Annotated in this window: 21 protein-coding genes; 8 read left to right on the top strand and 13 right to left on the bottom strand. The window is 62.9% G+C overall.

The window, feature by feature from the left end:
• Positions 1-37: 37 nt before the first annotated feature.
• The 6 genes from OHD62_RS04535 to OHD62_RS04560 all read right to left on the bottom strand — a co-directional run bounded on the left by OHD62_RS04535 (position 38) and on the right by OHD62_RS04560 (position 7164).
• The gene (locus tag OHD62_RS04535; RefSeq protein ID WP_263781241.1) at positions 38-352 is read right to left on the bottom strand and encodes a formate dehydrogenase subunit delta; all 315 of its coding nucleotides are present in this window, start codon (positions 350-352) and stop codon (positions 38-40) included.
• Positions 342-1172, bottom strand: a complete 831-nt coding sequence (gene fdhD / locus OHD62_RS04540) for a formate dehydrogenase accessory sulfurtransferase FdhD (protein ID WP_263781242.1) — start codon at positions 1170-1172, stop codon at positions 342-344. The genes OHD62_RS04535 and fdhD overlap by 11 nt, the downstream gene beginning before the upstream one ends.
• Before the next feature lie 2 nt (positions 1173-1174).
• Positions 1175-4087, bottom strand: coding sequence for a formate dehydrogenase subunit alpha (gene fdhF, locus OHD62_RS04545; protein ID WP_263781243.1), 2913 nt, complete (start codon positions 4085-4087; stop codon positions 1175-1177).
• Between the two features lie 10 nt (positions 4088-4097).
• The gene (locus OHD62_RS04550; protein WP_263781244.1) at positions 4098-5654 is read right to left on the bottom strand and encodes a formate dehydrogenase beta subunit; all 1557 of its coding nucleotides are present in this window, start codon (positions 5652-5654) and stop codon (positions 4098-4100) included.
• The gene (locus tag OHD62_RS04555; protein ID WP_263781245.1) at positions 5651-6130 is read right to left on the bottom strand and encodes a formate dehydrogenase subunit gamma; all 480 of its coding nucleotides are present in this window, start codon (positions 6128-6130) and stop codon (positions 5651-5653) included. The genes OHD62_RS04550 and OHD62_RS04555 overlap by 4 nt, the downstream gene beginning before the upstream one ends.
• Positions 6131-6264: 134 nt before the next feature.
• Positions 6265-7164, bottom strand: a complete 900-nt coding sequence (locus OHD62_RS04560; RefSeq protein ID WP_263781246.1) for a LysR family transcriptional regulator — start codon at positions 7162-7164, stop codon at positions 6265-6267.
• 157 nt (positions 7165-7321) lie between these two features.
• On the opposite strand from OHD62_RS04560, the gene OHD62_RS04565 reads away from it, so the two are divergent.
• Both OHD62_RS04565 and OHD62_RS04570 read left to right on the top strand, forming a co-directional pair.
• The gene (locus OHD62_RS04565) at positions 7322-7963 is read left to right on the top strand and encodes a DUF47 domain-containing protein (RefSeq protein WP_263781247.1); all 642 of its coding nucleotides are present in this window, start codon (positions 7322-7324) and stop codon (positions 7961-7963) included.
• Between the two features lie 3 nt (positions 7964-7966).
• On the top strand, positions 7967-8971 hold the full coding sequence (locus tag OHD62_RS04570; RefSeq protein ID WP_263781248.1) for an inorganic phosphate transporter: 1005 nt from the start codon (positions 7967-7969) through the stop codon (positions 8969-8971).
• 10 nt (positions 8972-8981) lie between these two features.
• Here OHD62_RS04570 and OHD62_RS04575 read toward each other — a convergent pair whose 3' ends face one another.
• Complete coding sequence (locus tag OHD62_RS04575; protein ID WP_263781249.1) at positions 8982-9359, bottom strand: VOC family protein; 378 nt, start codon at positions 9357-9359, stop codon at positions 8982-8984.
• A 239-nt stretch (positions 9360-9598) separates the two neighbouring features.
• On the opposite strand from OHD62_RS04575, the gene OHD62_RS04580 reads away from it, so the two are divergent.
• Positions 9599-10783 carry an Mrp/NBP35 family ATP-binding protein gene (locus OHD62_RS04580; protein WP_263781250.1) on the top strand — a complete coding sequence of 395 codons (1185 nt, stop codon included), beginning with the start codon at positions 9599-9601 and terminating at the stop codon, positions 10781-10783.
• Between the two features lie 15 nt (positions 10784-10798).
• Here the strand turns inward: OHD62_RS04580 and OHD62_RS04585 are convergent, their stop codons facing one another.
• The gene (locus OHD62_RS04585; protein ID WP_263781251.1) at positions 10799-11248 is read right to left on the bottom strand and encodes an SRPBCC family protein; all 450 of its coding nucleotides are present in this window, start codon (positions 11246-11248) and stop codon (positions 10799-10801) included.
• Positions 11249-11398: 150 nt separating this feature from the next.
• On the opposite strand from OHD62_RS04585, the gene OHD62_RS04590 reads away from it, so the two are divergent.
• On the top strand, positions 11399-13204 hold the full coding sequence (locus tag OHD62_RS04590; RefSeq protein ID WP_263781252.1) for an IlvD/Edd family dehydratase: 1806 nt from the start codon (positions 11399-11401) through the stop codon (positions 13202-13204).
• Positions 13205-13275: 71 nt separating this feature from the next.
• Here OHD62_RS04590 and OHD62_RS04595 read toward each other — a convergent pair whose 3' ends face one another.
• From OHD62_RS04595 to OHD62_RS04605, 3 genes are all read right to left on the bottom strand, one after another.
• Entirely contained in the window at positions 13276-13695 is a 420-nt protein-coding gene (locus OHD62_RS04595; protein ID WP_263781253.1) for a GFA family protein, read from the bottom strand.
• Between the two features lie 66 nt (positions 13696-13761).
• Complete coding sequence (locus OHD62_RS04600) at positions 13762-14229, bottom strand: SRPBCC family protein (RefSeq protein WP_263781254.1); 468 nt, start codon at positions 14227-14229, stop codon at positions 13762-13764.
• Positions 14213-14557: an ArsR/SmtB family transcription factor gene (locus OHD62_RS04605; RefSeq protein ID WP_263782292.1), complete on the bottom strand. Its 345-nt coding sequence runs from the start codon at positions 14555-14557 to the stop codon at positions 14213-14215. The genes OHD62_RS04600 and OHD62_RS04605 overlap by 17 nt, the downstream gene beginning before the upstream one ends.
• A gap of 270 nt (positions 14558-14827) precedes the next feature.
• Here OHD62_RS04605 and OHD62_RS04610 point away from each other — a divergent pair, with 270 nt between their 5' ends.
• The 3 genes from OHD62_RS04610 to OHD62_RS04620 all read left to right on the top strand — a co-directional run bounded on the left by OHD62_RS04610 (position 14828) and on the right by OHD62_RS04620 (position 17514).
• Positions 14828-15646, top strand: coding sequence for a sulfurtransferase/chromate resistance protein (locus OHD62_RS04610; RefSeq protein WP_263781255.1), 819 nt, complete (start codon positions 14828-14830; stop codon positions 15644-15646).
• Entirely contained in the window at positions 15643-17034 is a 1392-nt protein-coding gene (chrA, locus tag OHD62_RS04615; RefSeq protein ID WP_263781256.1) for a chromate efflux transporter, read from the top strand. The genes OHD62_RS04610 and chrA overlap by 4 nt, the downstream gene beginning before the upstream one ends.
• An 81-nt stretch (positions 17035-17115) precedes the next feature.
• Positions 17116-17514 (top strand): hypothetical protein, encoded by a 399-nt coding sequence (locus tag OHD62_RS04620; RefSeq protein ID WP_263781257.1) that lies wholly within the window; start codon positions 17116-17118, stop codon positions 17512-17514.
• 19 nt (positions 17515-17533) lie between these two features.
• Here the strand turns inward: OHD62_RS04620 and OHD62_RS04625 are convergent, their stop codons facing one another.
• Positions 17534-19123, bottom strand: coding sequence for a trimethylamine methyltransferase family protein (locus tag OHD62_RS04625; protein WP_107649350.1), 1590 nt, complete (start codon positions 19121-19123; stop codon positions 17534-17536).
• 198 nt (positions 19124-19321) lie between these two features.
• Entirely contained in the window at positions 19322-20815 is a 1494-nt protein-coding gene (locus OHD62_RS04630; protein WP_097574782.1) for a PLP-dependent aminotransferase family protein, read from the bottom strand.
• A gap of 277 nt (positions 20816-21092) precedes the next feature.
• On the opposite strand from OHD62_RS04630, the gene pgi reads away from it, so the two are divergent.
• Complete coding sequence (pgi, locus tag OHD62_RS04635; protein ID WP_263781259.1) at positions 21093-22736, top strand: glucose-6-phosphate isomerase; 1644 nt, start codon at positions 21093-21095, stop codon at positions 22734-22736.
• Positions 22737-22740: the final 4 nt, after the last annotated feature.

Below are 22740 nucleotides of genomic sequence, written 5' to 3' on the forward strand. Positions count from 1 at the left end.
CTTTAGAGGGTTGAAATATAAGACCTCTGGCGGCCGGCTATTTCAGGGGAGGCGCGCTCTCGGCTTGCGTCGGCTGAGTGTAACCAAGGTTCATATCGGCCTGTTCAGGCGTCTTTGGCCGCTTGATCCTGGCCGAAGCGGCCACCACGAGCTCATCGAAATTCTCGGTGCCGCTGTCCAGCATCTCGAAGAGCTGCCGCCGCATCCTCGGCTCCCAGAACTTGTTGATGTGCTCGGCCACGCCGGCCATGCCTTCCTCGCGCGGCTTGGAATGGAAAAAGGCCGCGATCTGGTTGGCCATGCGCACCAGCTTTTCCCTGGTGCTGGTGATGTGGTCTTCGTCATGCGACATGCTTGGCAACTCCGCAAACCACCCGGTTCGGGTGGGTGAAAATATCGAAATCATCGCCGCGCACCAGCGCCACCAGCGTCATCCCGGCGGCTTCCGCCGTGCGGATGGCAAGCGCGGTCGGCGCCGAAACGGCGATGATAATGGCAGCGCCGATAGCGGCCGTCTTCTGCACCATCTCCACCGACACACGCGACGTCACCACGACGGCGCCCGACGCGCCGGCGATGCCGGCTTTCGCCAGCGCTCCGGCGAGCTTGTCCAGCGCGTTGTGGCGGCCGACATCCTCGCGCGCCATGACGATGCCTTCGCCGGGAACATAAAAGCCGGCGGCATGTACCGCTCCCGTCTCGGTATGCAGCGGCTGCACCTTCGACAAGAGTTTTACCGAGCGAGTGATGTCCTCGGCATCAAGCGTAAGCTTTGATGAACCGACTGCATCGACCGACCGCATCGCTTCCTCGATCGATTCGATGCCGCACAGCCCGCAGCCGACCGGTCCGGCCAGCCGGCGCCGCCGTGCCTCAAAACGCGTGTTGGCCTGATCCCTGAGCCGGATCTGGATATCGATGCCGGCGCCGAGATCCTCGACCTCGATCGCTTCGATTTCCTCCGGCGTGGCAATGATGCCTTCGGTCAGTGAAAAGCCGAGCGCGAAATCCTCGAAATCGGCGGGGCTGGCCATCATCACCGCATGCGTGGTGCCGGCAAAGGAGAACGCCACCGGCGTCTCCTCTGGCACCATGCGGTTCGCGGCCATGGTGCCGGAGGCGCGGTGTGCCAGCCGCGATATCTGCGTCGTTGCTTTGCGGCGCGCGGCCAAGACTACTCCGCCGCTTCCAGCGGGGCGATGCGCCGGCTCTGGCGGGCCTGCTCGTTATAGTCCCTCTGCCACTCGGTCGGGCCGTTGGACGGCGCCACCTGCACGGCGGTGACCTTGTATTCCGGACAGTTGGTCGCCCAGTCCGAGAAGTCGGTGGTAATGACGTTGGCCTGCGTGTCCGGGTGATGGAATGTCGTATAGACGACGCCCGGCGACACCCGGTCCGTGATCAGCGCGCGCAGCGTCGTTTCGCCGGAACGGCTCGCCATCCGCACCCAGTCGCCGTCGCGGATGCCACGGTTCTCGGCATCGTGCGGATGGATCTCCAGCCGGTCTTCGGCATGCCACATCACATTTTCGGTACGCCTGGTCTGCGCGCCGACATTGTACTGCGATAGGATACGGCCGGTGGTGAGCAACAGCGGGAAGCGCGGCCCGGTCCTTTCGTCCGTCGCCACATATTCGGTGCGGATGAACTTGCCTTTTCCGCGCACGAACCCATCGACATGCATGATCGGGGTGCCGAGCGGCGCCTTTTCGTTGCAGGGCCACTGCACCGATCCGACGCGGTCGAGCAGCTCGAAGGAGACGTTGGCAAAGCTCGGCGTCGTCTCGGCGATTTCGTCCATGATTTCGGAAGGATGCTGGTAGTTCCAGTCCAGCCCGATCGCGCGGGCAAGCTCCTGCGTCGCTTCCCAGTCGGCGTAGCGCGCCTTCGGCTCCAGAACCTTGCGCACCATGTTGATGCGGCGCTCGGCATTGGTGAAGGTGCCATCCTTCTCGAGGAAGGTCGAGCCCGGTAGGAACACATGCGCGTAGTTCGCGGTCTCGTTGAGGAAGAGATCGTGCACGACGACGCATTCCATCGCCGCAAGACCGCCCGCGACATGCTTGGTATCAGGGTCGGACTGCAGAATGTCCTCGCCCTGGATGTAGATGCCCTTGAAGGTCCCGTCGACGGCGGCATCCAGCATGTTGGGGATGCGCAGGCCGGGCTCGTCGTCGAGCTTCACGCCCCAAAGGGTCTCGTAGATGTCGCGCACGGCTTCGCCGGAGATGTGCCGATAGCCCGGCAGTTCATGCGGGAAGGAGCCCATGTCGCATGAGCCCTGCACGTTGTTCTGGCCGCGCAGCGGGTTCACGCCGACGCCCGGCCGGCCGATATTGCCGGTGGCCATGGCAAGGTTGGCGATCGCCATCACAGTGGTCGAACCCTGGCTGTGTTCCGTGACGCCCAGGCCGTAATAGATCGCGCCGTTGCCGCCGGTGGCGTAGAGACGCGCCGCGCCGCGGATCAGTTCGGGATCGACGCCGGACAGCTTGCCGACGGTTTCGGGGCTGTTTTCCGGCAAGGCGACGAAGGACGCCCAGTCCTGGAACTCCGCCCAGTCGCAGCGTTCGCGGATAAAAGCCTCGTTGAACAGACCTTCGGTGACAACGACATGCGCCAGCGCCGTCAGCACAGCCACATTGGTGCCGGGCTTCAGCGGCAGATGATAGTCCGCTTCGACATGCGCCGACTTGACCATCTCGGTGCGGCGCGGATCGAGCACGATCAGCTTGGCGCCTTGGCGCAGCCGCTTCTTCAGCCGCGAGGCGAACACCGGATGGGCCGAAACCGGATTGGCGCCGATGATGACGGCGACGTCGGTGAATTCGACGGAATCGAAATCCTGCGTGCCGGCCGAGGTGCCATAGGTCTGGCCGAGCCCGTAGCCGGTCGGCGAATGGCAGACGCGCGCGCAGGTGTCGACATTGTTGTTGCGGAAGCCCTGCCGTACCAGCTTCTGGACGAGATAGGTCTCCTCATTCGTGCAGCGCGAGGAGGTGATGCCGCCGATCGCGGTGCGTCCATACTGATACTGGATGCGGCGGAATTCCTTGGCGGTATGGGCGATCGCCTCTTCCCAGGTCACTTCGCGCCAGGGATCGGAGATCTTTTCGCGGATCATCGGCGACAGGATGCGGTCCTTGTGGGTGGCGTAGCCGTAGGCGAAACGGCCCTTCACGCAGGAATGGCCATGGTTCGCCTTGCCCTCCTTGTAGGGCAGCATACGGATCACCTCGTCGTCCTTCACTTCGGCCTTGAACGAGCAGCCGACGCCGCAATAGGCGCAGGTGGTGACGGCCGAGCGCTCCGGCAGGCCCTTGGCAAGGACCGTTTTCTCGCGCAGCGCGTCGGTCGGGCAGGCCTGCACGCAGGCGCCGCAGGACACGCATTCGGAGGCGATGAAATCCTCGTGCATGCCGGCGACCATGCGCGATTCGAAACCGCGGCCCTCGATGGTCAGCGCGAAGGTGCCTTGCACCTCCTCGCAGGCCCGCACGCAGCGCGAGCAGACGATGCATTGCGCTGCATCATAGGTGAAATAGGGGTTGGATTCATCGCGGGCGATGTAGTCGACCGCCAGCGAACCATGGCCGGGCGCCACACCGTTTTCCTGCTTGACGTGGTTGCGGCCCTCGACGCCGTATCGGTTCTCGCTGAGGCCGACAGACTTTGCCACCGTGTCGAACTCGCTGGCGCCGGTTCCGGCCTTCTCGTTCCAGCCGGTCGGATGGTCGGATACGTAGAGTTCCATGACGCCGCGACGAATGGCGTCGAGCCGCTCGGACTGCGTGTTGACCACCATGCCTTCGCCAACCGGCGTCGTGCAGGACGCCGGCGTGCCGCCGCGGCCTTCGATCTCGACAAGGCAGACGCGGCACGAGCCGAACGAATCCAGCATGTCGGTGGCGCAGAGCTTCGGGATTTCGACCCCGCCTTCCATCGCCGCACGCATGATGGACGTGCCTTCCGGTACGGTGATGCTGCGGCCGTCGACCGTCAGTGTGACCTGCTTTTCCGCATTGGATTGCGGTGTTCCGAAGTCGATCTCTTCGATCAGTGATGGGAAGTCGGCCTTGATGTTCATCTGCCAGCTCCTATTCAGCAGCCGCGCGCGCTGGCGCCGGCTTGAAGTCCTCGGGGAAATGCGTGATCGAACTCATCACCGGGTAGGGCGTGAAGCCGCCCAGCGCGCACAGCGATCCGAACTTCATCGTGTTGCAGAGGTCGGTGACCAGAGCGAGGTTCTTCTCCGGTTCGATGCCGGCCGCGAGCCTGTCGATGGTCTCGACGCCGCGCGTCGAGCCGATGCGGCAGGGCGTGCACTTGCCGCAGCTCTCGATGGCGCAGAACTCCATGGCGAAACGCGCCTGCTTCAACATGTCGGCGGTGTCGTCGAACACGGTGAGGCCGGCATGGCCGATCAGCCCGTCCTTGGCGGCGAAGGCTTCATAGTCGAACGGCGTGTCGAACAGAGCGCGCGGGAAATAGGCGCCGAGCGGCCCGCCGACCTGCACCGCCTTCACCGGCCGGCCCGAAGCGGTGCCGCCGCCGATATCGTCGACGATCTCTCCCAGCGTCATGCCGAAGGCCGCCTCGAACAGGCCGCCATGCCTAACGTTGCCGGCGATCTGGATCGGGATGGTGCCGCGCGAGCGGCCCATGCCGTAATCCTTGTAGAAGGCCGCACCCTTGTCCATGATGATGGGCACCGAGGCCAGCGAGATGACGTTGTTGATCACCGTCGGCTTGCCGAACAATCCCTGAATGGCCGGCAGTGGCGGTTTGGCGCGCACCACGCCGCGCTTGCCTTCCAGGCTGTTCAAGAGCGAGGTTTCCTCGCCGCAGACATAGGCGCCGGCGCCGACGCGGATTTCCATGTCGAAGGCGTTGGGCGAGCCCAGCACATTGACGCCGAGCACGCCCGCCTTGCGGGCGACCTCGACAGCCCTGTTCATCGTCGCCACCGCGTGCGGATATTCCGAGCGGATATAGACGAAGCCCTTGGTGGCGCCGGTGGCGATGCCGGCGATCGTCATGCCTTCGATGAGCACGAAGGGGTCACCCTCCATGATCATGCGGTCGGCGAAGGTCGCGCTATCGCCCTCATCGGCATTGCAGACGATATATTTGCGGTCAGATGTCGTATCCAGCACCGTCTTCCACTTGATGCCGGTCGGGAAGCCGGCGCCGCCGCGGCCACGCAGGCCGGATTCGGTGACTTGCTTGACGATGTCGGCCGGCGCCATGGCCACCGCATTCTGCAGGCCCCTCAGCCCGCCATGCGCCTTGTAATGGTCAAGCGACAGCGGATCGATGACGCCGCAGCGGGCGAAGGTCAGCCGCGTCTGCTTGGCCAGGAACGGGATCTTGTCCGGCGCGCCCAGCCAGCGCTTGTGATGGCCGCCGGTGAGGAAGCCGCAATCGAACAGGCTTTTGACGTCCGATGGCTTAACAGGGCCGTAGGCGACGCGGCCATTGGCGGTCGCCACCTCGACCATCGGTTCGAGGAAATAGGCGCCGCGCGAACCGTTGCGTACGATCTTGGCCTCGACGCCGCGCTCGGCGAGCTCCCTCGCAATCGCCTTGGCGACCTTTTCCGCGCCGAGCGCCAGCGCGCCGGAATCGCCGGGAATATAGATGCGGGGGATCATGAGCGCACCTCCGCGACGATCTCTTCGATCTTCTCGTCATCGAGCCGCCCGATCACCTCGCCATCCAGCATCGCCGATGGCGAACAGGCGCAAAGCCCGAGGCAATAAACCGGCTCGAGTGTCACCGAGCCGTCGCGGGTGGTCTCGTGGAAACCGATGCCAAGCAACTGCTTGATCTTGGTGGCGACTGCGTCCGAACCCATAGACTGGCAGGCCTCCGCCTGGCAGAGCTTGAGCACGTGCCGGCCAGCCGGACGGGCGCGGAAATCGTGATAGAAGGTGACGACGCCGTGCACTTCGGCCCTGGAGAGGTTCAGCCCATCGGCGATGACGGGCAACGCTTCCTGCGGCACATGGCCGAACTCTTCCTGGATGCCGTGGAGGATCGGCAGCAGCGGACCTTCGAGGTCCTTCAACTCCTGAATGATCGCCGCCGTGCGCGATTGGATCTCGGTACTTGCTAGCTGCATCGTCATGCAGCGCCCTCCCTGTCGATAGCGATTTATCGCTAAGTCTTTACAAAATCAGAGGAAACCCGCAGAATCAATAAAGCTGTTTCGTCGCTCGATAGAAATCTTCTATCGAAATCCGTCAGCCTGCATTGTCTAACCTAGCGGTGGTTGCGGAAATCGTCTGCCAGCGCCATCGCCTCGTCCAGCAGCGCCTGCACCAGCGGCGTGTGCGGCTCGCGCGGCGTCGCCACCAGCCCGACTGTGTGGCTGGCATCCGGCTCGATGATTGGTATCGCCCGGATCGGCTCGGAAAAGCCGAATGTTTCCGCAAGGTTGAGCGGCATGATCGACGACCATTTGCCGGTGCGGATATGCGAAAACAGCACGATCATCGAATTGGATTCGAGGGTCGGCCGCACCTGAACGCCGGCTTCGGCCAGATGTTGGTCGATGATGCGGCGGTTCTGCATGTCCGGTGTCAAAAGGCAGAGCGGCAACTGGCTGATCTCGGCCCATGTCACTTTGTCGCGGTCGGAATAAGGATTTCCGACGGCGGTGATCAGCTGATAGCGCTCGTCATAGAGCGGCACGCTGGTCACCCGGCCCAGCGGCTCGTTATCGAGATAGGTGATGCCTGCGTCGATGTCGAAATTGCCGAGCAGCGTCAGCACCTCGATCGACGTACGCGACAGCACCGAGAAGGTGACACCCGGATGCTTTTCGCGAAACGGCGTCGTCAGCCGCGCGACCATGGCAAGTGCGGTCGGGACGGCGGCGATGCGGATGCGCCCGGAAAGGCCGTGGCGCGCCGCGCGCATCTCCTCGCGCATGGTGCGGCTGTCGCCGACGATGCGGCGCGCCCACTCCAGCACCTGCTTGCCTTCCGGCGTCAGGCCCTGAAAGCGTGAGCCGCGCAGCACCAGCATCACGCCGAGTTGGCCCTCAAGCTGCTTGATCCCCGCCGAAAGCGTCGGCTGGGTAACGCCGCACACCTCCGCCGCCCGGCCGAAATGCTCTTCCTTGGCGAGCGCGATGAAGAATTCCAGCTTGTCGATCATGCTATCTGTCCGATCCTTTCGCACAAGGTCGGGGAAATTGCGTTCCGCCGCAAGCCGCCTCCAATTGGTCGCCGCATCCACATCTTTCAGCCGGCTTACTATTTCCCGCCGCGTCATGCAGCGTTATGTGAATGAAACGGCACGACGGAGATCGAACATGCTGGGCTGGTTCCGCAAGCTGCTGCCGCGCGAAGATCGCTTCTTCGATCTGTTCGAGCAGCATTCCCGTACCGTGGTCGGCGGCGCCCAGGCGCTGCAACAACTCCTCCAGGGCAAGGATATCGATCGCTGGTGCCAGAGGATCGTCGAACTCGAGGACGAGGCCGATCATATCACCGCCGAAGTCCTGCTTTCTGTGCGCCGCTCGTTCATCACGCCTTTCGATCGCGGCGACATCAAGGACCTGATCCAGTCCATGGATGACGCCATCGACATGATGCACAAGACCGTCAAGACGGTGAGGCTGTTCGAGAAGAAAGAGTTCGACCCGCTGATGCAGGAAATGGGCGGCGTCATCGTCGATGCCGCAAAGCTGGTCGCCGAGGCGATCCCGCTGCTCAGCAAGGTCGGCGCCAACAGCGCCCGTCTCAATGCCATCGCAGAGGAGGTCATGCGCGCCGAAGGCCGGGCTGACGATCTGCACGAACAGGGACTGAAAGACCTGTTCAAGCGCCATGGCCGCAGCGACGCGATGGCCTATCTGATCGGCAGCGAGATCTATGGTCAGCTCGAAAAAGTGGTCGACCGTTTCGAGGACGTCGCCAACGAGATCAGCGGCATCGTCATCGAGAATGTATAGGTGATGGAAGCGACAATCGCCTTTCCGCTGCTGGTCGGCCTTGTTGCCGTCGCGCTGTTTTTCGATTTCCTCAACGGCCTGCACGACGCCGCCAACTCCATCGCCACCATCGTCTCGACCCGCGTGCTGAGGCCGCATTATGCAGTGTTCTGGGCGGCGTTCTTCAATTTCATCGCCTTCCTGTTCTTCGGCCTCCACGTCGCGGAAACAGTGGGAAAGGGCATTATCGATGCCAGCATCGTCACGCCGGCGGTGATCTTCGCCGCCCTTGTCGGCGCCATTGTCTGGAACATCGTCACCTGGATTGCCGGCATTCCTTCAAGCAGCTCGCATGCGCTAATCGGCGGCCTGGTTGGCGCCGGGGTCGCAAAGGCCGGCACCGGCGCCATCGTCTGGTCTGGTCTGGGCAAGACCATTGCGGCCATTGCGCTGTCGCCGGCGACAGGATTCCTGCTGGCTCTGCTCCTGGTCTTGCTCGTTTCCTGGCTGTTCGTGCGCCAGACGCCATTTGCCGTCGACAGCACCTTCCGCATCATGCAGTTCTTTTCCGCCTCGCTCTACTCGCTGGGTCATGGCGGCAACGACGCGCAGAAGACCATGGGCATCATCGCCGTGCTGCTCTATTCGCAAGGCATGCTTGGCGGAAGTTTCCACGTGCCGCTATGGGTCGTGCTCACCTGCCAGTCTGCACTGGCGCTGGGCACGTTGTTCGGCGGCTGGCGCATCGTTCACACAATGGGCTCGAAGATCACCCGATTGAATCCGATGCAGGGTTTCTGCGCCGAGACCGGCGGCGCCGTCACGCTGTTCGCCGCCACCTGGCTCGGCATTCCCGTTTCGACCACTCACACCATCACCGGCGCCATCATCGGTGTTGGTGCTGCCCGCCGCGTCTCGGCAGTGCGCTGGGGCATCGCCGGCAACATCGTCATCGCCTGGATCGTGACCTTGCCGGCCACCGCCGCGATTTCGGCTCTCACCTACCTTGCGGTTAACCTGGCGAGGTGACGCAGCGAATCTATCTGTCCACAAGGTTCAGGATGTTACCGTCGGGATCCTTGAACCATGCGACTTTCATGCCGTAGCCGACATGGATATCGCCTTCCATCGTCAGGCCTGGCATCTCATAGTGCTCGAAAGCGACGCCCTTCGATTTCAGCGCCTTGACGATATTGCCGATCTCGTCGCCGACCATCCAGGTCACTGCCGTCGCCTTGTTGGTGCCGGCGAATTCCGAATGGTACACATTGATGCTGGTGTCGCCGCTTTTGTAAACGATCAGTTCGCCGCCCTCATTGTGAACCTCCGTCAAACCCAGGATGTCTTGGTAGAAGGTCTTGGCTTTGGCTAGATCCTTCACCGCGAGGTTGGCTGTTGCGTTGCTGTTTGCGAGCATGACAGTCTCCTTTCCTTGCTGAGGGCACATCGAAAGCCATGCAAGAAATAGGGCCGCTTCGTCTTCTGGCGACCGCTGCTTGCATGATCGGCGTGCGTCTTCCCAAGGACGTTCGGCTTCCGCAAAACCCTACAAGCCAACGCAGGTTTTCGGGCTCATGCGACCCGGCGTGTCGTTCCGCCGCTTGGTTCTGCCCGGGAACTGCATTATCTCATGCGCAAAAGCAGAGGAAAAAGCTGATGCCCGCCCTCCAGGAAAACGTCACCAAGGAATCCGTCATCGAGCGCCTGAAAACGGTCAACGGGCCGGACTTCACCGGCAACATCGTTGATCTTGGGATGGTTTCCGAGATTTTCATTGCCGACGCCAAGGTCTTTTTCTCCATTACCGTCCCTGCGGCCCGCGCCCAGGAAATGGAGCCGCTGCGCGCCGCCGCCGAACGGGTGGTGAAAGCGATTCCTGGTGTTGCCGGCGCCGTGGTTGCGCTGACGGCGGAGAAGAAGGGTGGCGGCATGGAGGCCCCTGTTCCGGCGCGGCCCGCACCCAGGCCCGCGCCACCTGCCGCACCCGCCCGGCCGGCGCCGCAGGCGCCTGCCTCGCACAGCCAAGGCAAGCGCGGCGTGCCTGGGATCGAGGCGATCATTGCGGTGGCCTCCGGCAAGGGTGGTGTCGGCAAGTCGACCACCGCCGTCAATATCGCGCTTGGCCTCGCCGCCAACGGACTGAGGGTCGGCGTGCTCGATGCCGACATCTATGGTCCATCCATGCCGAGGCTGCTGAATATCCATGGCAGGCCGCAGACCGTCGACGGCAAAATCCTGAAACCCATGCAGAATTATGGTCTGAAGGTGATGTCGATGGGTTTCCTCGTCGATGAGGAGACACCGATGATCTGGCGCGGGCCGATGGTGATGTCGGCGCTGACGCAGATGCTGCGCGAGGTCGAGTGGGGCCCGCTCGACGTGCTCGTCGTCGACATGCCGCCCGGCACCGGCGACGCGCAGCTCACCATGGCCCAGCAGGTGCCGCTTGCCGGCGCCGTCATCGTCTCGACGCCGCAGGATCTGGCGCTGATCGACGCGCGCAAAGGCCTCAACATGTTCAAGAAGGTCGACGTGCCGCTGTTGGGTATCGTCGAGAACATGAGCTACTTCATCGCCCCCGACACCGGCAAGCGCTACGACATTTTCGGCCATGGCGGCGCCCGCCGCGAGGCCGAGCGGCTCGGCGTCACCTTCCTCGGCGAAGTGCCGCTGGAGATGGGTATCCGTGAGAGCTCGGATGCAGGCACACCGGTGGTCGTCTCGAAACCGGACGGCGCCGAGGCCAAGATCTACCGCGACATCGCATCGAAGGTCTGGGGCCGGGTCAATGAGGAACGCGGAGCGGCCGAAGCGGCGGTGCCAAGCATCGTGTTCGAGTAACCGCTAAAGGGGGGCTCAGCCACCCACCTTTTCGCCGAAGCTTGAAAAGAACTGTCCTGCCAGTTTTTTCGAGGTTGATTCGATCAGCCGACTGCCGAGTTGCGCGATCTTGCCGCCGACATCGGCCTTGGCCGCGTATTTGAGCACCGTCGTCTCTGCCCCGTCGGCGGTCAGCGTAACGTCGGCGCCGCCCTTGGCGAAGCCGGCAATACCGCCCTTGCCCTCGCCCTGGATGGTGTAGGAGTGCGGCGGTTTGAGGTTTTTCAAGGTCACCTCGCCGTTGAATGTCGCCTTGATCGGCCCGATCTTCAACACCACCGTCGCCGCCATCTCTGTATTCGACTTCTTCTCGAGGCTCTGGCAACCGGGAATGGTTTGTCTCAAAATGTCCGGGTCGTTCAGCGCTTCCCACACTTTTTGCAGGGGTGCGGCGATGCGCTCCTCGCCTTCGATCACCAAAGCCATGAAAATCTCCCCGGAAAAGACAGGCCCGAAGCCCTAGCGTAGGGGTGCGGACATGTCTATCGCACCAAAGTGTGGGTTCGGATCGCGCGTGCCTCTTGCCTGCTCTCGCGCGTTGTCATATCGATTTGTCATACAAATACGGAGACCATGATGGCCGGCGCCCCCACAAAAAAGAAAAAATTCCGCTCGCAGGAGTGGTTCGACAATCCCGATAATCCGGGCATGACGGCGCTTTATCTCGAGCGCTACCTGAATTACGGGCTGACGCGCGCCGAATTGATGTCGGGCAAGCCGCTGATCGGCATCGCCCAGACCGGCTCGGATCTGTCGCCCTGCAATCGCCATCATATCGAACTGGCCAAGCGCGTGCGCGAGGGCATCGTGTCGATGGGCGGCATCCCCTTCGAATTCCCTTGCCATCCGATCCAGGAGACCGGCAAGCGCCCGACCGCGGCACTCGACCGTAACCTTGCCTATCTCGGCCTGGTCGAGGTGCTCTACGGCTATCCGCTTGACGGCGTCGTGCTCACCATCGGCTGCGACAAGACCACTCCGGCGCTGCTGATGGCTGCCGCCACCGTCAACATTCCGGCCATCGCGCTCTCGGTCGGACCGATGCTGAACGGCTGGCACAAGGGCAAGCGCACGGGATCCGGCACCATCGTCTGGGAATCGCGCCAGCGCCTCTCAGCCGGCGAGATCGACTATGACGAGTTCATGGACATCGTCGCCTCCTCGGCGCCGTCGACTGGCTATTGCAACACCATGGGCACCGCCACCACGATGAACTCGTTGGCCGAGGCGCTCGGCATGCAATTGCCTGGCTCTGCCGCGATTCCCGCGCCTTACCGGGAGCGCGGCCAGATCGCCTATGAGACGGGCAAGCGTATCGTCGACATGGTGCATGAGGATCTGAAGCCGTCCGACATCATGACCCGCAAGGCTTTCGAGAACGCCATCGTCGTCAATTCGGCCATCGGCGGCTCGACCAATGCACCGATCCACCTCAATGCGATTGCCCGCCATCTCGGCGTCCCGCTCGATAATGACGACTGGCAGAAGATCGGCCTCGAGGTACCGCTCATCGTCAATCTGCAGCCGACGGGCGAGTATCTCGGCGAGGACTACCATCATGCCGGCGGCGTGCCCGCCGTCGTCGCCGAACTGATGAAGGCCGGATTGCTGCCTCATCCCGATGCCATGACCGCCAACGGCAAGACCATGGGCGACAATTGCAAGGGCGCGGTCAACGAGAATCACGATGTCATCCGCACCGTCGCGGAGCCGTTGAAAGCCAATGCTGGCTTCATCAATCTCAGGGGCAATCTCTTCGATTCGGCGATCATGAAGACCAGCGGCATCTCGCCCGAATTCCGCGAGCGCTATCTGTCGAACCCGAAGGACCCCGAGGCCTTCGAGGGCAACGCCATGGTCTTCGACGGGCCGGAGGATTACCACGCCCGCATCGACGATCCGGCGCAAGGCATCGACGAACACACCATCCTGTTCATGCGCGGCGCCGGACCGATCGGCTATCCCGGTGGCGCCGAAGTCGTCAACATGCAGCCGCCGGCCTATCTCATCAAGAAGGGCATTCACGCGCTGGCCTGCATCGGGGACGGCCGGCAATCGGGCACATCGGGTTCGCCATCGATCCTCAACGCTTCGCCCGAAGCGGCAATAGGCGGCGGGTTGGCGCTGCTGAAGAGCGGTGACCGCGTCCGCATCGATTTGCGCAAGGGCACCGCCGATATCCTCGTCACCGACGACGAGATCACGCGCCGCCGCGCCGAACTGCAAAACAATGGCGGCTATCACTACCCCAAACACCAGACGCCATGGCAGGAGATCCAGCGCGGCATGGTCGACCAGTTCTCGGCTGGCATGGTGCTGAAGCCGGCGGTGAAATATCAGGATGTCGCACACACCAGCGGCGTGCCGAGGGACAATCACTGAACGCCAGAGCGCCGAAACTTCCACAAACGGCGGCTTGATCCGGATCAAGCCGCCGCACATGCATCCTTGCTCTACAAATAGCTGGTGATCGCAGGCGCTTCCATCTGCCGGTTGCGCTTGCCATCCTCATAGATGATTGGAGCCGCGGCGAGCTCCTCGTCGCTGACATCGTCGAGGCAAGCGACGTTCACCGCCCAGAAATTGCCGCCCATGAAGTCGAGATAGCCGCGCGAGAAGAAATTCGCCCCGCAATTCGGGCACATATAGTGGTTGATGTCACCCTCAGGCCAGTTGGACGGGCTCGCCTTGTACTCCCGCATCCGGTCGCGTCCATCCGTCACCCGAACGGCTTCATAAGCCGCAAAGGACTTCCGGTAGCCGAGCTTCCAACAGAAGCTGCAATTGCATTTGCGGATGCCCTCGGCGAGGTCGATATCGGCCTCGAAATGCACCGCGCCGCAATGGCAACTGCCGTGATAAGTCTTTTTCATCGTCTTGCCTCGTGGGTCTTGAATTGTGCTGGCTGCGCCCGACAGGCCGCCGAGTGAGACTTCTTTTCAAATGCTCGCCAGACAGACGCGTAGCTTGTCCAGGCATTCGCTCCAGCCCTCAGTATGAGAATCCCGGGTTTCGACGTCGGCGAACGGCTCCTGCCTGAAAGTCAGCCGTGTGCGGTCGCCCTCGGCGGCCATGGTCACCGTCACCATCGTCTCAAATCGACCCTGGACGTCGCCTTCGTCCCAAGCAAATGTGAACACGATGCGCTTTGCCACGACAATCTCGCGAAAGATCCCCGACATGGCATAGGTCTGGCCGTCAGGCCCGTGGATAAGGTGGCGGTAGCGTCCGCCTTCGCGGAATTCGAATATTTCCGTGGTCGAGGAAAAATTCCTTGGCCCCCACCAGCGCACCAGATGCTCCGGCGTCGTCCACAGCTCGAACACCAGATCCGCCGGTGCATCGAACAGGCGCGAAATCTCCAGTGCGTATTGCTGTGCTTCGGCTGTCTCAGTTCTTGCGGCCATCCGGGTCTCCCTTGGTCTGGATTTCCTTGAGATAGTCGGCCATGCGATCGAAACTGTCGTCCCAGAAACGGCGATAGTGCTCCAGCCAACCGGCAACGTCCTTCAGCGGCCCTGCTTCCAGCCGGCACGGCCGCCACTGCGCCTCCCGTCCGCGTGTGATCAGTCCGGCGTGTTCCAGCACTTTGAGGTGCTTGGAAACTGCCGGCAGGCTCATGGCGAAGGGGGCTGCCAGCTCATTCACGGTCGCTTCGCCAAGTGCCAGCCTTGCCAATATGGCGCGCCGCGTCGGATCGGCCAGCGTGGCGAATGTCGTCGAGAGGTGGTCTATTGGCATGTCGATTAACCTTGAAGTTAATTAACCTATGAGTTAAATATAGTCGACCTATCCGCCTGTCAACCCAACGCAAGATGCCAGTGCAATCGAGCGGTGTCCTTTTTCCTGAACCGCTTGGCGACGGAATGGGACAAGGGCGACGGATGATGCTTGACAAGCGGGCGCGACAAACCCACGATCATGGCAAGGGGTGCATCGCGACGACCCCGTGAGGCGTCAGCCCAACGTTCGCGTCCAAGCTTCTCTTTCAAGGAGGTGGACGCCATGCCGTCAACAACCGCTATCACCGTACCGCAATTGTCCCGTCTGATTGGTCTGCCGGGTACACCAACGATCGTCGATGTTCGCGTCGATGATGATTACGACGCCGATCCACGCGTGCTGCCGGCATCCTGCCGGCGTGATTTCAAAACCGTCCCGGCCTGGGCGGCCGATTTCGCTGGCAGCCGGGTGGCCGTCGTCTGCCAGAAAGGGCAAAAGCTCTCGCAAGGCGTGGCCGCCTGGCTGCGGCATGAGGGCATTGCCGCCGAATCCCTCGAAGGCGGCTTCGAGGCCTGGCGCGAGGCCAAGGGGCTCTTGGTTCGCACTGACAAGATGCCGCCCCGCGACGAAAAGGGCCGCACCATATGGGTGACGCGGGCCCGTCCGAAGGTCGATCGCATCGCCTGCCCCTGGCTGATCCGGCGTTTCATCGATCCGGGCGCGGTTTTTCTCTTTGTCGAGGCCGCCGAAGTGGCGGCCGCCGCGGATCGCTTTCAGGCCGAGCCTTTCGACATCGACAATGTGTTTTGGTCGCACCGGGGCGAACGCTGCACCTTTGACACGATGATCGAGGAGTTCGGACTCGAATCCGAGCCGCTCGACCGTCTCGCCATGATTGTGCGCGCGGCCGACACGGCAAGCCTCGATCTGGCTCCCCAAGCGGCCGGATTCCTGGCCGCCTCGCTTGGTCTGTCGCGGATGTTTCGCGACGATCTGGAACAATTGCAGGCAGGCATGCTGCTTTACGACGCGTTTTTCCGCTGGTGCCGTGACGCCACCGAGGAGACGCACAATTGGCCAAGCGCGGGCAAACCATCATGAACGCCCTGGTTACGGAAGAAACGGGCGAGATCACCCAGGCGCCGGCTGCGCCGACCTTCAGCGAGGCCATGAAGGTCTGGGCGAAAATCGGCTTGCTCTCCTTCGGCGGGCCGGCCGGGCAGATTGCGCTCATGCACAGGGAACTGGTCGAGGAAAGACGCTGGATCGGCGAACAGCGTTTCCTGCATGCATTGAACTACTGCATGCTGTTGCCCGGCCCGGAAGCCCAGCAGCTTGCCGTCTACATAGGCTGGCTGCTGCACCGGACGCTCGGCGGCCTGGTCGCCGGCATCCTGTTCGTCGTGCCGGGCGCGGTTGTGATGCTCGCTTTGAGCACCCTCTATGCGCTGTATGGCGATGCGCCGCTTGTGGAGGCGCTGTTTTTCGGGGTGAAGGCGGCCGTGCTCGCGATCGTCATCGAAGCGGTCATCCGGATCGGAAGGCGTGCCCTGAAGAACCGGGCAATGGTGTCGATCGCACTCGCCGCCTTCATCGCTATCTACGCATTGAATGTGCCGTTTCCGCTCATCATCCTGCTTGCGGGCCTGACAGGTTGGATCGGCAACCGCGTTGCGCCGGACCTTTTTTCCGGTTCTGCACACGGCAAGGGCGATGCGCCCGATATCAAGGGCGCGGTCGACCTGATGTTCGAGCGCGGTGAACTGACCCATACCAGGCCGACGAGATGGCATGCGCCGCGCACTTTGGCGATCTGGCTGCCGATCTGGCTCGGGCCTGTGCTTCTGATCTGGGCGTTCACCGGATCCGCCAGCGTTTGGAGTGAGATCGGCAGGTTCTTCAGCATCATGGCGGTCGTCACCTTCGGCGGTGCCTATGCAGTCCTTGCCTATGTCGCGCAGGCAGCTGTCGGCTCCTTTGGCTGGCTCGCGCCCGGTGAGATGGTCGATGGCCTTGGGCTGGCGGAAACGACGCCCGGTCCGCTCATTCTGGTCCTGCAGTTTGTCGGCTTTCTAGCCGCTTTCCGCCAACCCGGTTTGCTGAGCCCGCTGCTTGCCGGGTCGCTTGGGGCATTGCTCACGCTGTGGGTCACATTCACCCCGTGCTTCCTCTGGATATTCCTCGGCGCGCCCTACATCGAAGCGCTGCGCGGCAACAAGGCGCTGTCGGCGGCGCTCAGTGCGATCACCGCCGCCGTTGTCGGCGTCATCATGAATCTCGCTCTATGGTTCGCTTTGCACGTCATCTTCGGCGATGTGCGCGACATGGGTCTTGGAATGGACGTGCCGGTGCTTTCGTCGATCGACTGGCGCGCGGCGCTCCTGTCATGCGCCGCCATGATCGCCATCCTGAAGCTGAAGATCGGCATGCTGCCGACGCTTGCGGGATCGGTCCTCGCCGGTGTCTTGTTGCTGGCCGTAAGCGGATAGAGACCGCACTTCGCCGCACCCAGCCTGCGCGTGTAAAAGGGGGCTAGCGGAGCCATATGTCTGGAAACGGATAGGAACATCATGGCCCAACGGCGCTCTTCCCCAGGTTTCCTCGGCATGTTCGGCCGCTCGGCTGACCTCAGGCAACTCGACGCCGCGTTGCGCGGCGTCGACCTGCATCCCGCTCTTGTGCCGGAGGGCGTAAAACTTACCATCGTCAATCTGATGAAGGACCACTGGTCCGACGAGCCGCCACCGCAGGCCTATCCATCGGTGGCGCGGCTGTTCGGCTATTGTATTGCCGGGCCGGAAGCGTTTGAACGGTCCAATGGCCGTGAAAACATGCTGGATGCGGAGCGCCGGATCGAGGCGGCACTTGAGACCGGCGACAGCTTCGATGCACAAATCGTGCTGATGACGCTGCATGCCAAGCTGATCAGCGCCGAAGTCGTCGAACGCTACGGGCTGAGCGCGGATTGACTGTCTCGCGGAGGTGGTTTCAACCGCCCATATTGCCGCGCGGCAGCTTGATCATCTCGCCGAAGCGGGCACGCAGTTTGTCGTCGATCATCTTCGGCACATGGCGGGGAAAGCGCTCGGCGAGGATGCGCTTCTTCTCGATGATCGCCCGCTGCAGGATGTCGGGCCTGCCTTTCTCGTTCCATTCCTTCGGCGAAAAGCGGTCGCCCACGGCCGGATAGAAATATTCGGTCTGCATCAGCCTCAGCGTCTGCTCATTACCGAGATAGTGGCCCGGTCCGTTCAGGCAAACCTCGGCGATCGTGTCGATAGACAGCGCTTCGTCGGTCACCTCGATGCCGCGCACGCAGCGCAGGCAGTGGCCGAGCATGTCATTGTCGATGATCAGGCTTTCGAGGCAGAAACCGAGCAGAGAGGCATGCATGCCGGCCGATTCATAGACGAGGTTGAGACCGGCGAGACCGGCCATCACGTCGGTGATGCCCTTTTCATAACCGGACTGGATATCGGGCAATTTCGAATCCGTCATGCCGGCGGCCGAACCTCCGGGCAGGTCGTAGAATTGCGCCATCTGCGCGCAGGCCGCGGTCAGCACCGCCTGCTCCGCCGATCCGCCCGACATGGCGCCGGTCCTGAGATCCGAGACGAACGGCCAGGTGCCGAAGATCGCCGGATGTCCCGGCTTGATGGCGTTGACATAGACGAGGCCGACAAGCACTTCGGCCACCGCCTGCACCACCGCACCTGCAATCGCCGCCGGCGCCGTCGCGCCGGCCTGTCCGGCCGACAAAAGCAGGATCGGAATGCCGCCTTCGACGCAGGCTTCGAGCACACCGCAGGCGTCCTCGGCGAATTTCATCGGCGGCACCACGAAGCAGTTCGAATTGGAGACGAACGGCCGGGCGCGGAAATTCTCCTCGCCGCCGGCGATCGCATAAAGCATGTCGAGCGCCGGCTTGACATTCTCGCGCACCGTGAACGAGGTACCGACATGTTTCGACGTGCCCATCACGCAGGCGTAGAGCGTGTTGAAATCCATATCGAGCGGGTCGGGAATGTCGCGCGGCACCATCGGCCGCTGGAAGAAATGGATGTTGTCCAGCCCTTCGACGATACGGGCGGCGTCATAGATGTCCTGCAGCAGCGACTCGCGGTATTCGCGCTTCTCGACATCGACCAGATGCACGGCGGCCCCGGCCGTCCCGTAATGCACGCGCTTGCCCTTGATCAGCATGTCGTGCTTCGGATCCTGGCCGTGCAGCGTGAAATGCCGTGCCGCTCGTCTGATGGTGTCGAGGACGAGGGCGCGGGGGAAGCGGATGCGGCCGTCGTCGCCATAGGTGGCGCCGGCCTTGGTCAACGCCTCGATGCAGGAGGGGATGGCGTTGGCGAAGCCGACCGTCTCGAGCAGCGTCAGCACCGCTTCGTGGATGCGCTCGCGGTCGTTTTCGCTGAGGGGTCCGTAGCTGCCGCCTTCGAGGCCGGCGCGCACCGGCTTGATGTCGTCGGCAAGCGGCGCCGCCCGCATGGCGCGGCGCGCTTCGCGTCCGCCTGATCGCCGCGAACGCTGGTCTGCGGGCGAATCCGGCTTCTCAAGAGCCACTGACATGGAGGCACTCCACCTTTAGCTGCGAAGCGGGAGGCGGCGGTTGGTCCACCATCGGCCTGCTTCGTCCCCTTTGTCCGCCGACTATGCCGCCGGCGTTGGCACAGCCTATGGGCCAGACGACCCCGTCGCATATGCCAGAGTGCTAAAGAACCTCGCCATGGGAACGGAGCCGGTTCCGGCTCCGTTCGCAAGAAGGAATCAGGCCGCCGCTGGCCTGCGGCCCGCCGCCGTCGCCAGTTCGCGGATGCCGGGCTCGATGTGCTGCAGCGCGATCGAGGAAATGCCCAAGCGCATGAAGCGCGAAGGCTTTTCGGTGCGGTCGAAAAAACGGTCGCCGGGCTCGATGATGACGCTGCGCGAGGCAGCGGCCTCGGCCAAGCCGCGCGAATCGGTGCCGCGTGGCCCCTCGAGCCACAGCGATGTGCCGCCGGCCGAGTCGGTCGAACGCCACTCCGGCAGGAAAGCGGAAATCGCATGGACCAGACGCTTGCGCCGCTCGTCGAAGGCGGAGGACAGCCGACGCACCAGCGCCTCGTGATGGCCCAGCGACAGGAACAGCGCGACCGCACGCTGGTTATTGGCCGGCGGATGCCGCAGCATAAAGCGGCGCAGTGCGCGAAGCTCGGAGATCAGACCGGCGGAGGCGACGATGTAGCCGAGCCGCAACCCCGGAGCCAGCGTCTTCGACATCGAGCCGACATAGACGACGCGGCCGGACCGGTCGAGGCTCTTCAGCGCCTGCTGCGGCGCCTCGTCCAGGAGCTGGCTGTCATAGCCGTCCTCGATGATGATCTGGTTGTAGCGGTTGGCCCGCGAGAGCAGATCCTGCCGGCGCTCCGCCGACAGCGGCACCATGGTCGGGCAGTGATGGCTGGGCGTCACGAAGACGAAGCCGGAATCATTGGGGATAGAAGCGGTTACGATACCGGACTGGTCGACCGGAACCGGCGCGATATCGGCACCCGCCAGCCGGAAGATCGAACGTGCATCGGGGTAGCCGGGATCTTCCATCGCCACCTTGGACCCCTTGGTCATCAGCAGGGTGGCCAGCATATAGAGCGCGTTCTGGGCGCCGAGCGTCACGATGATCTCGTCCGGATTGGCGAAGATGCCGCGCCGTGGCAACAGCCGCGCCTGGATCTGCTCGATCAAGAGCGGATCGTCGCGGTCGACCATGTCAGAGGCCCAGTTGCGGATTTCGAGCACAGCCAGCGCCATGCGATTGCATTCGCGCCATTCGGCGGTCGGGAACAGCGCCGGGTCGAACTGGCCGTAGACGAAGGGGTAGGACGACTTGATCCAGTTGTCATGCTTGGCCGGTGGCGGCATGTCGCTGGCAGCGATCTGTCGGCGCGCCTTCCAGTCGATCTCATTGGCCTGGTCGGGCGCCTTCTGGTGCGGCTTGGCCGGTGTCGCCAGCACGTCGGGATTGACGAAATGGCCGCGCCGTTCGCGCGCCACCAGGAACCCCTGGTCGACCAGCTGCTGGAAAGCCAGCACCACGGTACCGCGGGCAACACCGAGTTTTTCGGCCAGAATCCGGCAGGACGGCAGCGGCATCGAAGCGGCAATCTGCCGGTCCAGTATGGCGGCGACGATCGCCTGACGGATCTGTGCCTGCAAGGTCTGGCCGGATTCCGCCGAAATTCGGAACAGGCCAGACCATATGGCCGTATCGTTTCGCTGTGGCATGGAAGATGTTCCTCGATGGCCAGCTTTTTTCGCTTGGCTGGACCAGTCGAATGTAACGGTGGCACAAGGTGTTGCGCCAATCAATTTTTCTGATCGCTGGGATTTATGCCAGTGATCTTTCACGATTTTTTTGCTGCGCTGCAACACAGCAGTGTGATGCAGTGCGGCGTCGCTGCCCATTGAAACGAAGGAAAATCGGCTCAATACAGTGGCGCGACGACATGCGCCGGAAACATCCGGTCTTTAGTGATGACATGTTAAGGCTCGGAGTTTGGCAGTGGATCAATCGTCCTTTCAAAAACAGCTCGCCGCGTTGCGCGATCACCGCGCGAGCGCGTCCGGCAGCATGCGCGAGGCTTTCGCCGCCGATCCCAAGCGCTTCCAGACATTCTCCGCCACCGACGGCGACCTGCTGCTCGACTGGTCGAAATGCGCGGTCGATGCGCAGACGATGGATATGCTGGAGAAGCTGGCGGGAGCGGCGGACCTCGAGGGCCGGCGGGCCGCGATGTTCGAGGGCAAGAAGATCAACATCACCGAGGATCGCGCCGTGCTGCACACGGCGCTGCGCAACCTCAGCGGCAAGGGCGTGGTGCTCGACGGGCAGGACGTCAAGACCGAGGTCCTCGCCGTGCTCGACGCCATGGGCGCCTTCGCCGACGCCGTGCGTTCAGGCAAGGCGGCCGGCGCCACCGGCAAGACAATCACCGATATCGTCAACATCGGCATCGGCGGTTCCGACCTCGGCCCGGCCATGGCGACGCTGGCGCTGGCGCCCTATCACGACGGGCCGCGCGCGCACTATGTGTCCAACATCGACGGCGCCCACATCCACGACACGCTGAAGGGTCTGTCCGCCGAAACCACCTTGTTCATCATCGCTTCGAAGACCTTCACCACGGTCGAGACGATGACCAATGCCGAGACGGCGCGCAAATGGATTGCGAAAGCGCTGGGCAAGGCAGCGGTCGGCAAGCATTTCGCCGCCGTCTCGACCGCTCTCGATCTGGTGGCGAAATTCGGCATCGAGGCTGACCGTGTCTTCGGCTTCTGGGACTGGGTCGGCGGCCGTTATTCGGTCTGGGGCGCGATCGGCCTGCCGGTGATGATCGCCGTCGGTCCGAGAAATTTTCGTGCCTTCCTCGACGGTGCCCACGAAATGGACGAGCACTTTCGCACCGCGCCGCTGGCGAAAAACCTGCCGGCGCTGTTGGGACTGATCGGCTGGTGGCATCGGGTGATCTGCAAATATCCCGCCCGCGCGGTCATTCCCTATGATCAGCGGCTGTCCAGGCTGCCGGCCTATCTGCAGCAGCTCGACATGGAATCGAATGGCAAGAGCGTCACCCTCGACGGCGGCGCTGTGACGACGCCCACCGGTCCGCTGGTCTGGGGCGAGCCCGGCACCAACGGCCAGCATGCCTTCTTCCAGCTGCTGCACCAGGGCACCGATTTCATTCCGGTCGAATTCCTCGCCGCGGCGATCGGCCACGAGCCCGATCTCAAGCATCATCATGATCTGCTCCTCGCCAACTGCCTGGCGCAGTCGGAAGCCTTCATGAAGGGCCGCACCCTTGACGAAGCGCGCGCGCAGATGCTGGCCAAGGGCATGAAGCCTGCCGATGTCGACAGGATCGCTCCGCATCGCGTCTTCTCCGGCAACCGTCCTTCGGTGACGATCCTCTACAAGAAGCTTGATCCGCACACGTTCGGGCGGCTGATCGCGCTTTATGAGCACCGCGTCTTCGTCGAAGGCACGCTGTTCAACATCAATTCCTTCGACCAGTGGGGCGTCGAGCTCGGCAAGGAACTGGCGACCGGACTGTTGCCTGTCGTGGAGGGCAAGGAGAGTGCCGCAAAGCGGGACGCTTCGACGGCTGGCCTTGTGGGGCATATCCAATATTTGCGTGTATCGGAGTAAAAGC

The organism is Mesorhizobium sp. YC-39 (genome assembly GCF_025753795.1).
GTDB lineage: Bacteria > Pseudomonadota > Alphaproteobacteria > Rhizobiales > Rhizobiaceae > Mesorhizobium.

Bases quoted from the DNA above. Each gene is read 5' to 3' on its own strand.
- OHD62_RS04535 (WP_263781241.1), bottom strand. From the start codon at position 352: ATGTCGCATGACGAAGACCACATCACCAGCACCAGGGAAAAGCTGGTG.
- fdhF (WP_263781243.1), bottom strand. From the start codon at position 4,087: ATGAACATCAAGGCCGACTTCCCATCACTGATCGAAGAGATCGACTTC.
- OHD62_RS04550 (WP_263781244.1), bottom strand. From the start codon at position 5,654: ATGATCCCCCGCATCTATATTCCCGGCGATTCCGGCGCGCTGGCGCTC.
- OHD62_RS04555 (WP_263781245.1), bottom strand. From the start codon at position 6,130: ATGACGATGCAGCTAGCAAGTACCGAGATCCAATCGCGCACGGCGGCG.
- OHD62_RS04560 (WP_263781246.1), bottom strand. From the start codon at position 7,164: ATGATCGACAAGCTGGAATTCTTCATCGCGCTCGCCAAGGAAGAGCAT.
- OHD62_RS04565 (WP_263781247.1), top strand. From the start codon at position 7,322: ATGCTGGGCTGGTTCCGCAAGCTGCTGCCGCGCGAAGATCGCTTCTTC.
- OHD62_RS04570 (WP_263781248.1), top strand. From the start codon at position 7,967: ATGGAAGCGACAATCGCCTTTCCGCTGCTGGTCGGCCTTGTTGCCGTC.
- OHD62_RS04575 (WP_263781249.1), bottom strand. From the start codon at position 9,359: ATGCTCGCAAACAGCAACGCAACAGCCAACCTCGCGGTGAAGGATCTA.
- OHD62_RS04580 (WP_263781250.1), top strand. From the start codon at position 9,599: ATGCCCGCCCTCCAGGAAAACGTCACCAAGGAATCCGTCATCGAGCGC.
- OHD62_RS04585 (WP_263781251.1), bottom strand. From the start codon at position 11,248: ATGGCTTTGGTGATCGAAGGCGAGGAGCGCATCGCCGCACCCCTGCAA.
- OHD62_RS04590 (WP_263781252.1), top strand. From the start codon at position 11,399: ATGGCCGGCGCCCCCACAAAAAAGAAAAAATTCCGCTCGCAGGAGTGG.
- OHD62_RS04595 (WP_263781253.1), bottom strand. From the start codon at position 13,695: ATGAAAAAGACTTATCACGGCAGTTGCCATTGCGGCGCGGTGCATTTC.
- OHD62_RS04600 (WP_263781254.1), bottom strand. From the start codon at position 14,229: ATGGCCGCAAGAACTGAGACAGCCGAAGCACAGCAATACGCACTGGAG.
- OHD62_RS04610 (WP_263781255.1), top strand. From the start codon at position 14,828: ATGCCGTCAACAACCGCTATCACCGTACCGCAATTGTCCCGTCTGATT.
- chrA (WP_263781256.1), top strand. From the start codon at position 15,643: ATGAACGCCCTGGTTACGGAAGAAACGGGCGAGATCACCCAGGCGCCG.
- OHD62_RS04620 (WP_263781257.1), top strand. From the start codon at position 17,116: ATGGCCCAACGGCGCTCTTCCCCAGGTTTCCTCGGCATGTTCGGCCGC.
- OHD62_RS04625 (WP_107649350.1), bottom strand. From the start codon at position 19,123: ATGTCAGTGGCTCTTGAGAAGCCGGATTCGCCCGCAGACCAGCGTTCG.
- OHD62_RS04630 (WP_097574782.1), bottom strand. From the start codon at position 20,815: ATGCCACAGCGAAACGATACGGCCATATGGTCTGGCCTGTTCCGAATT.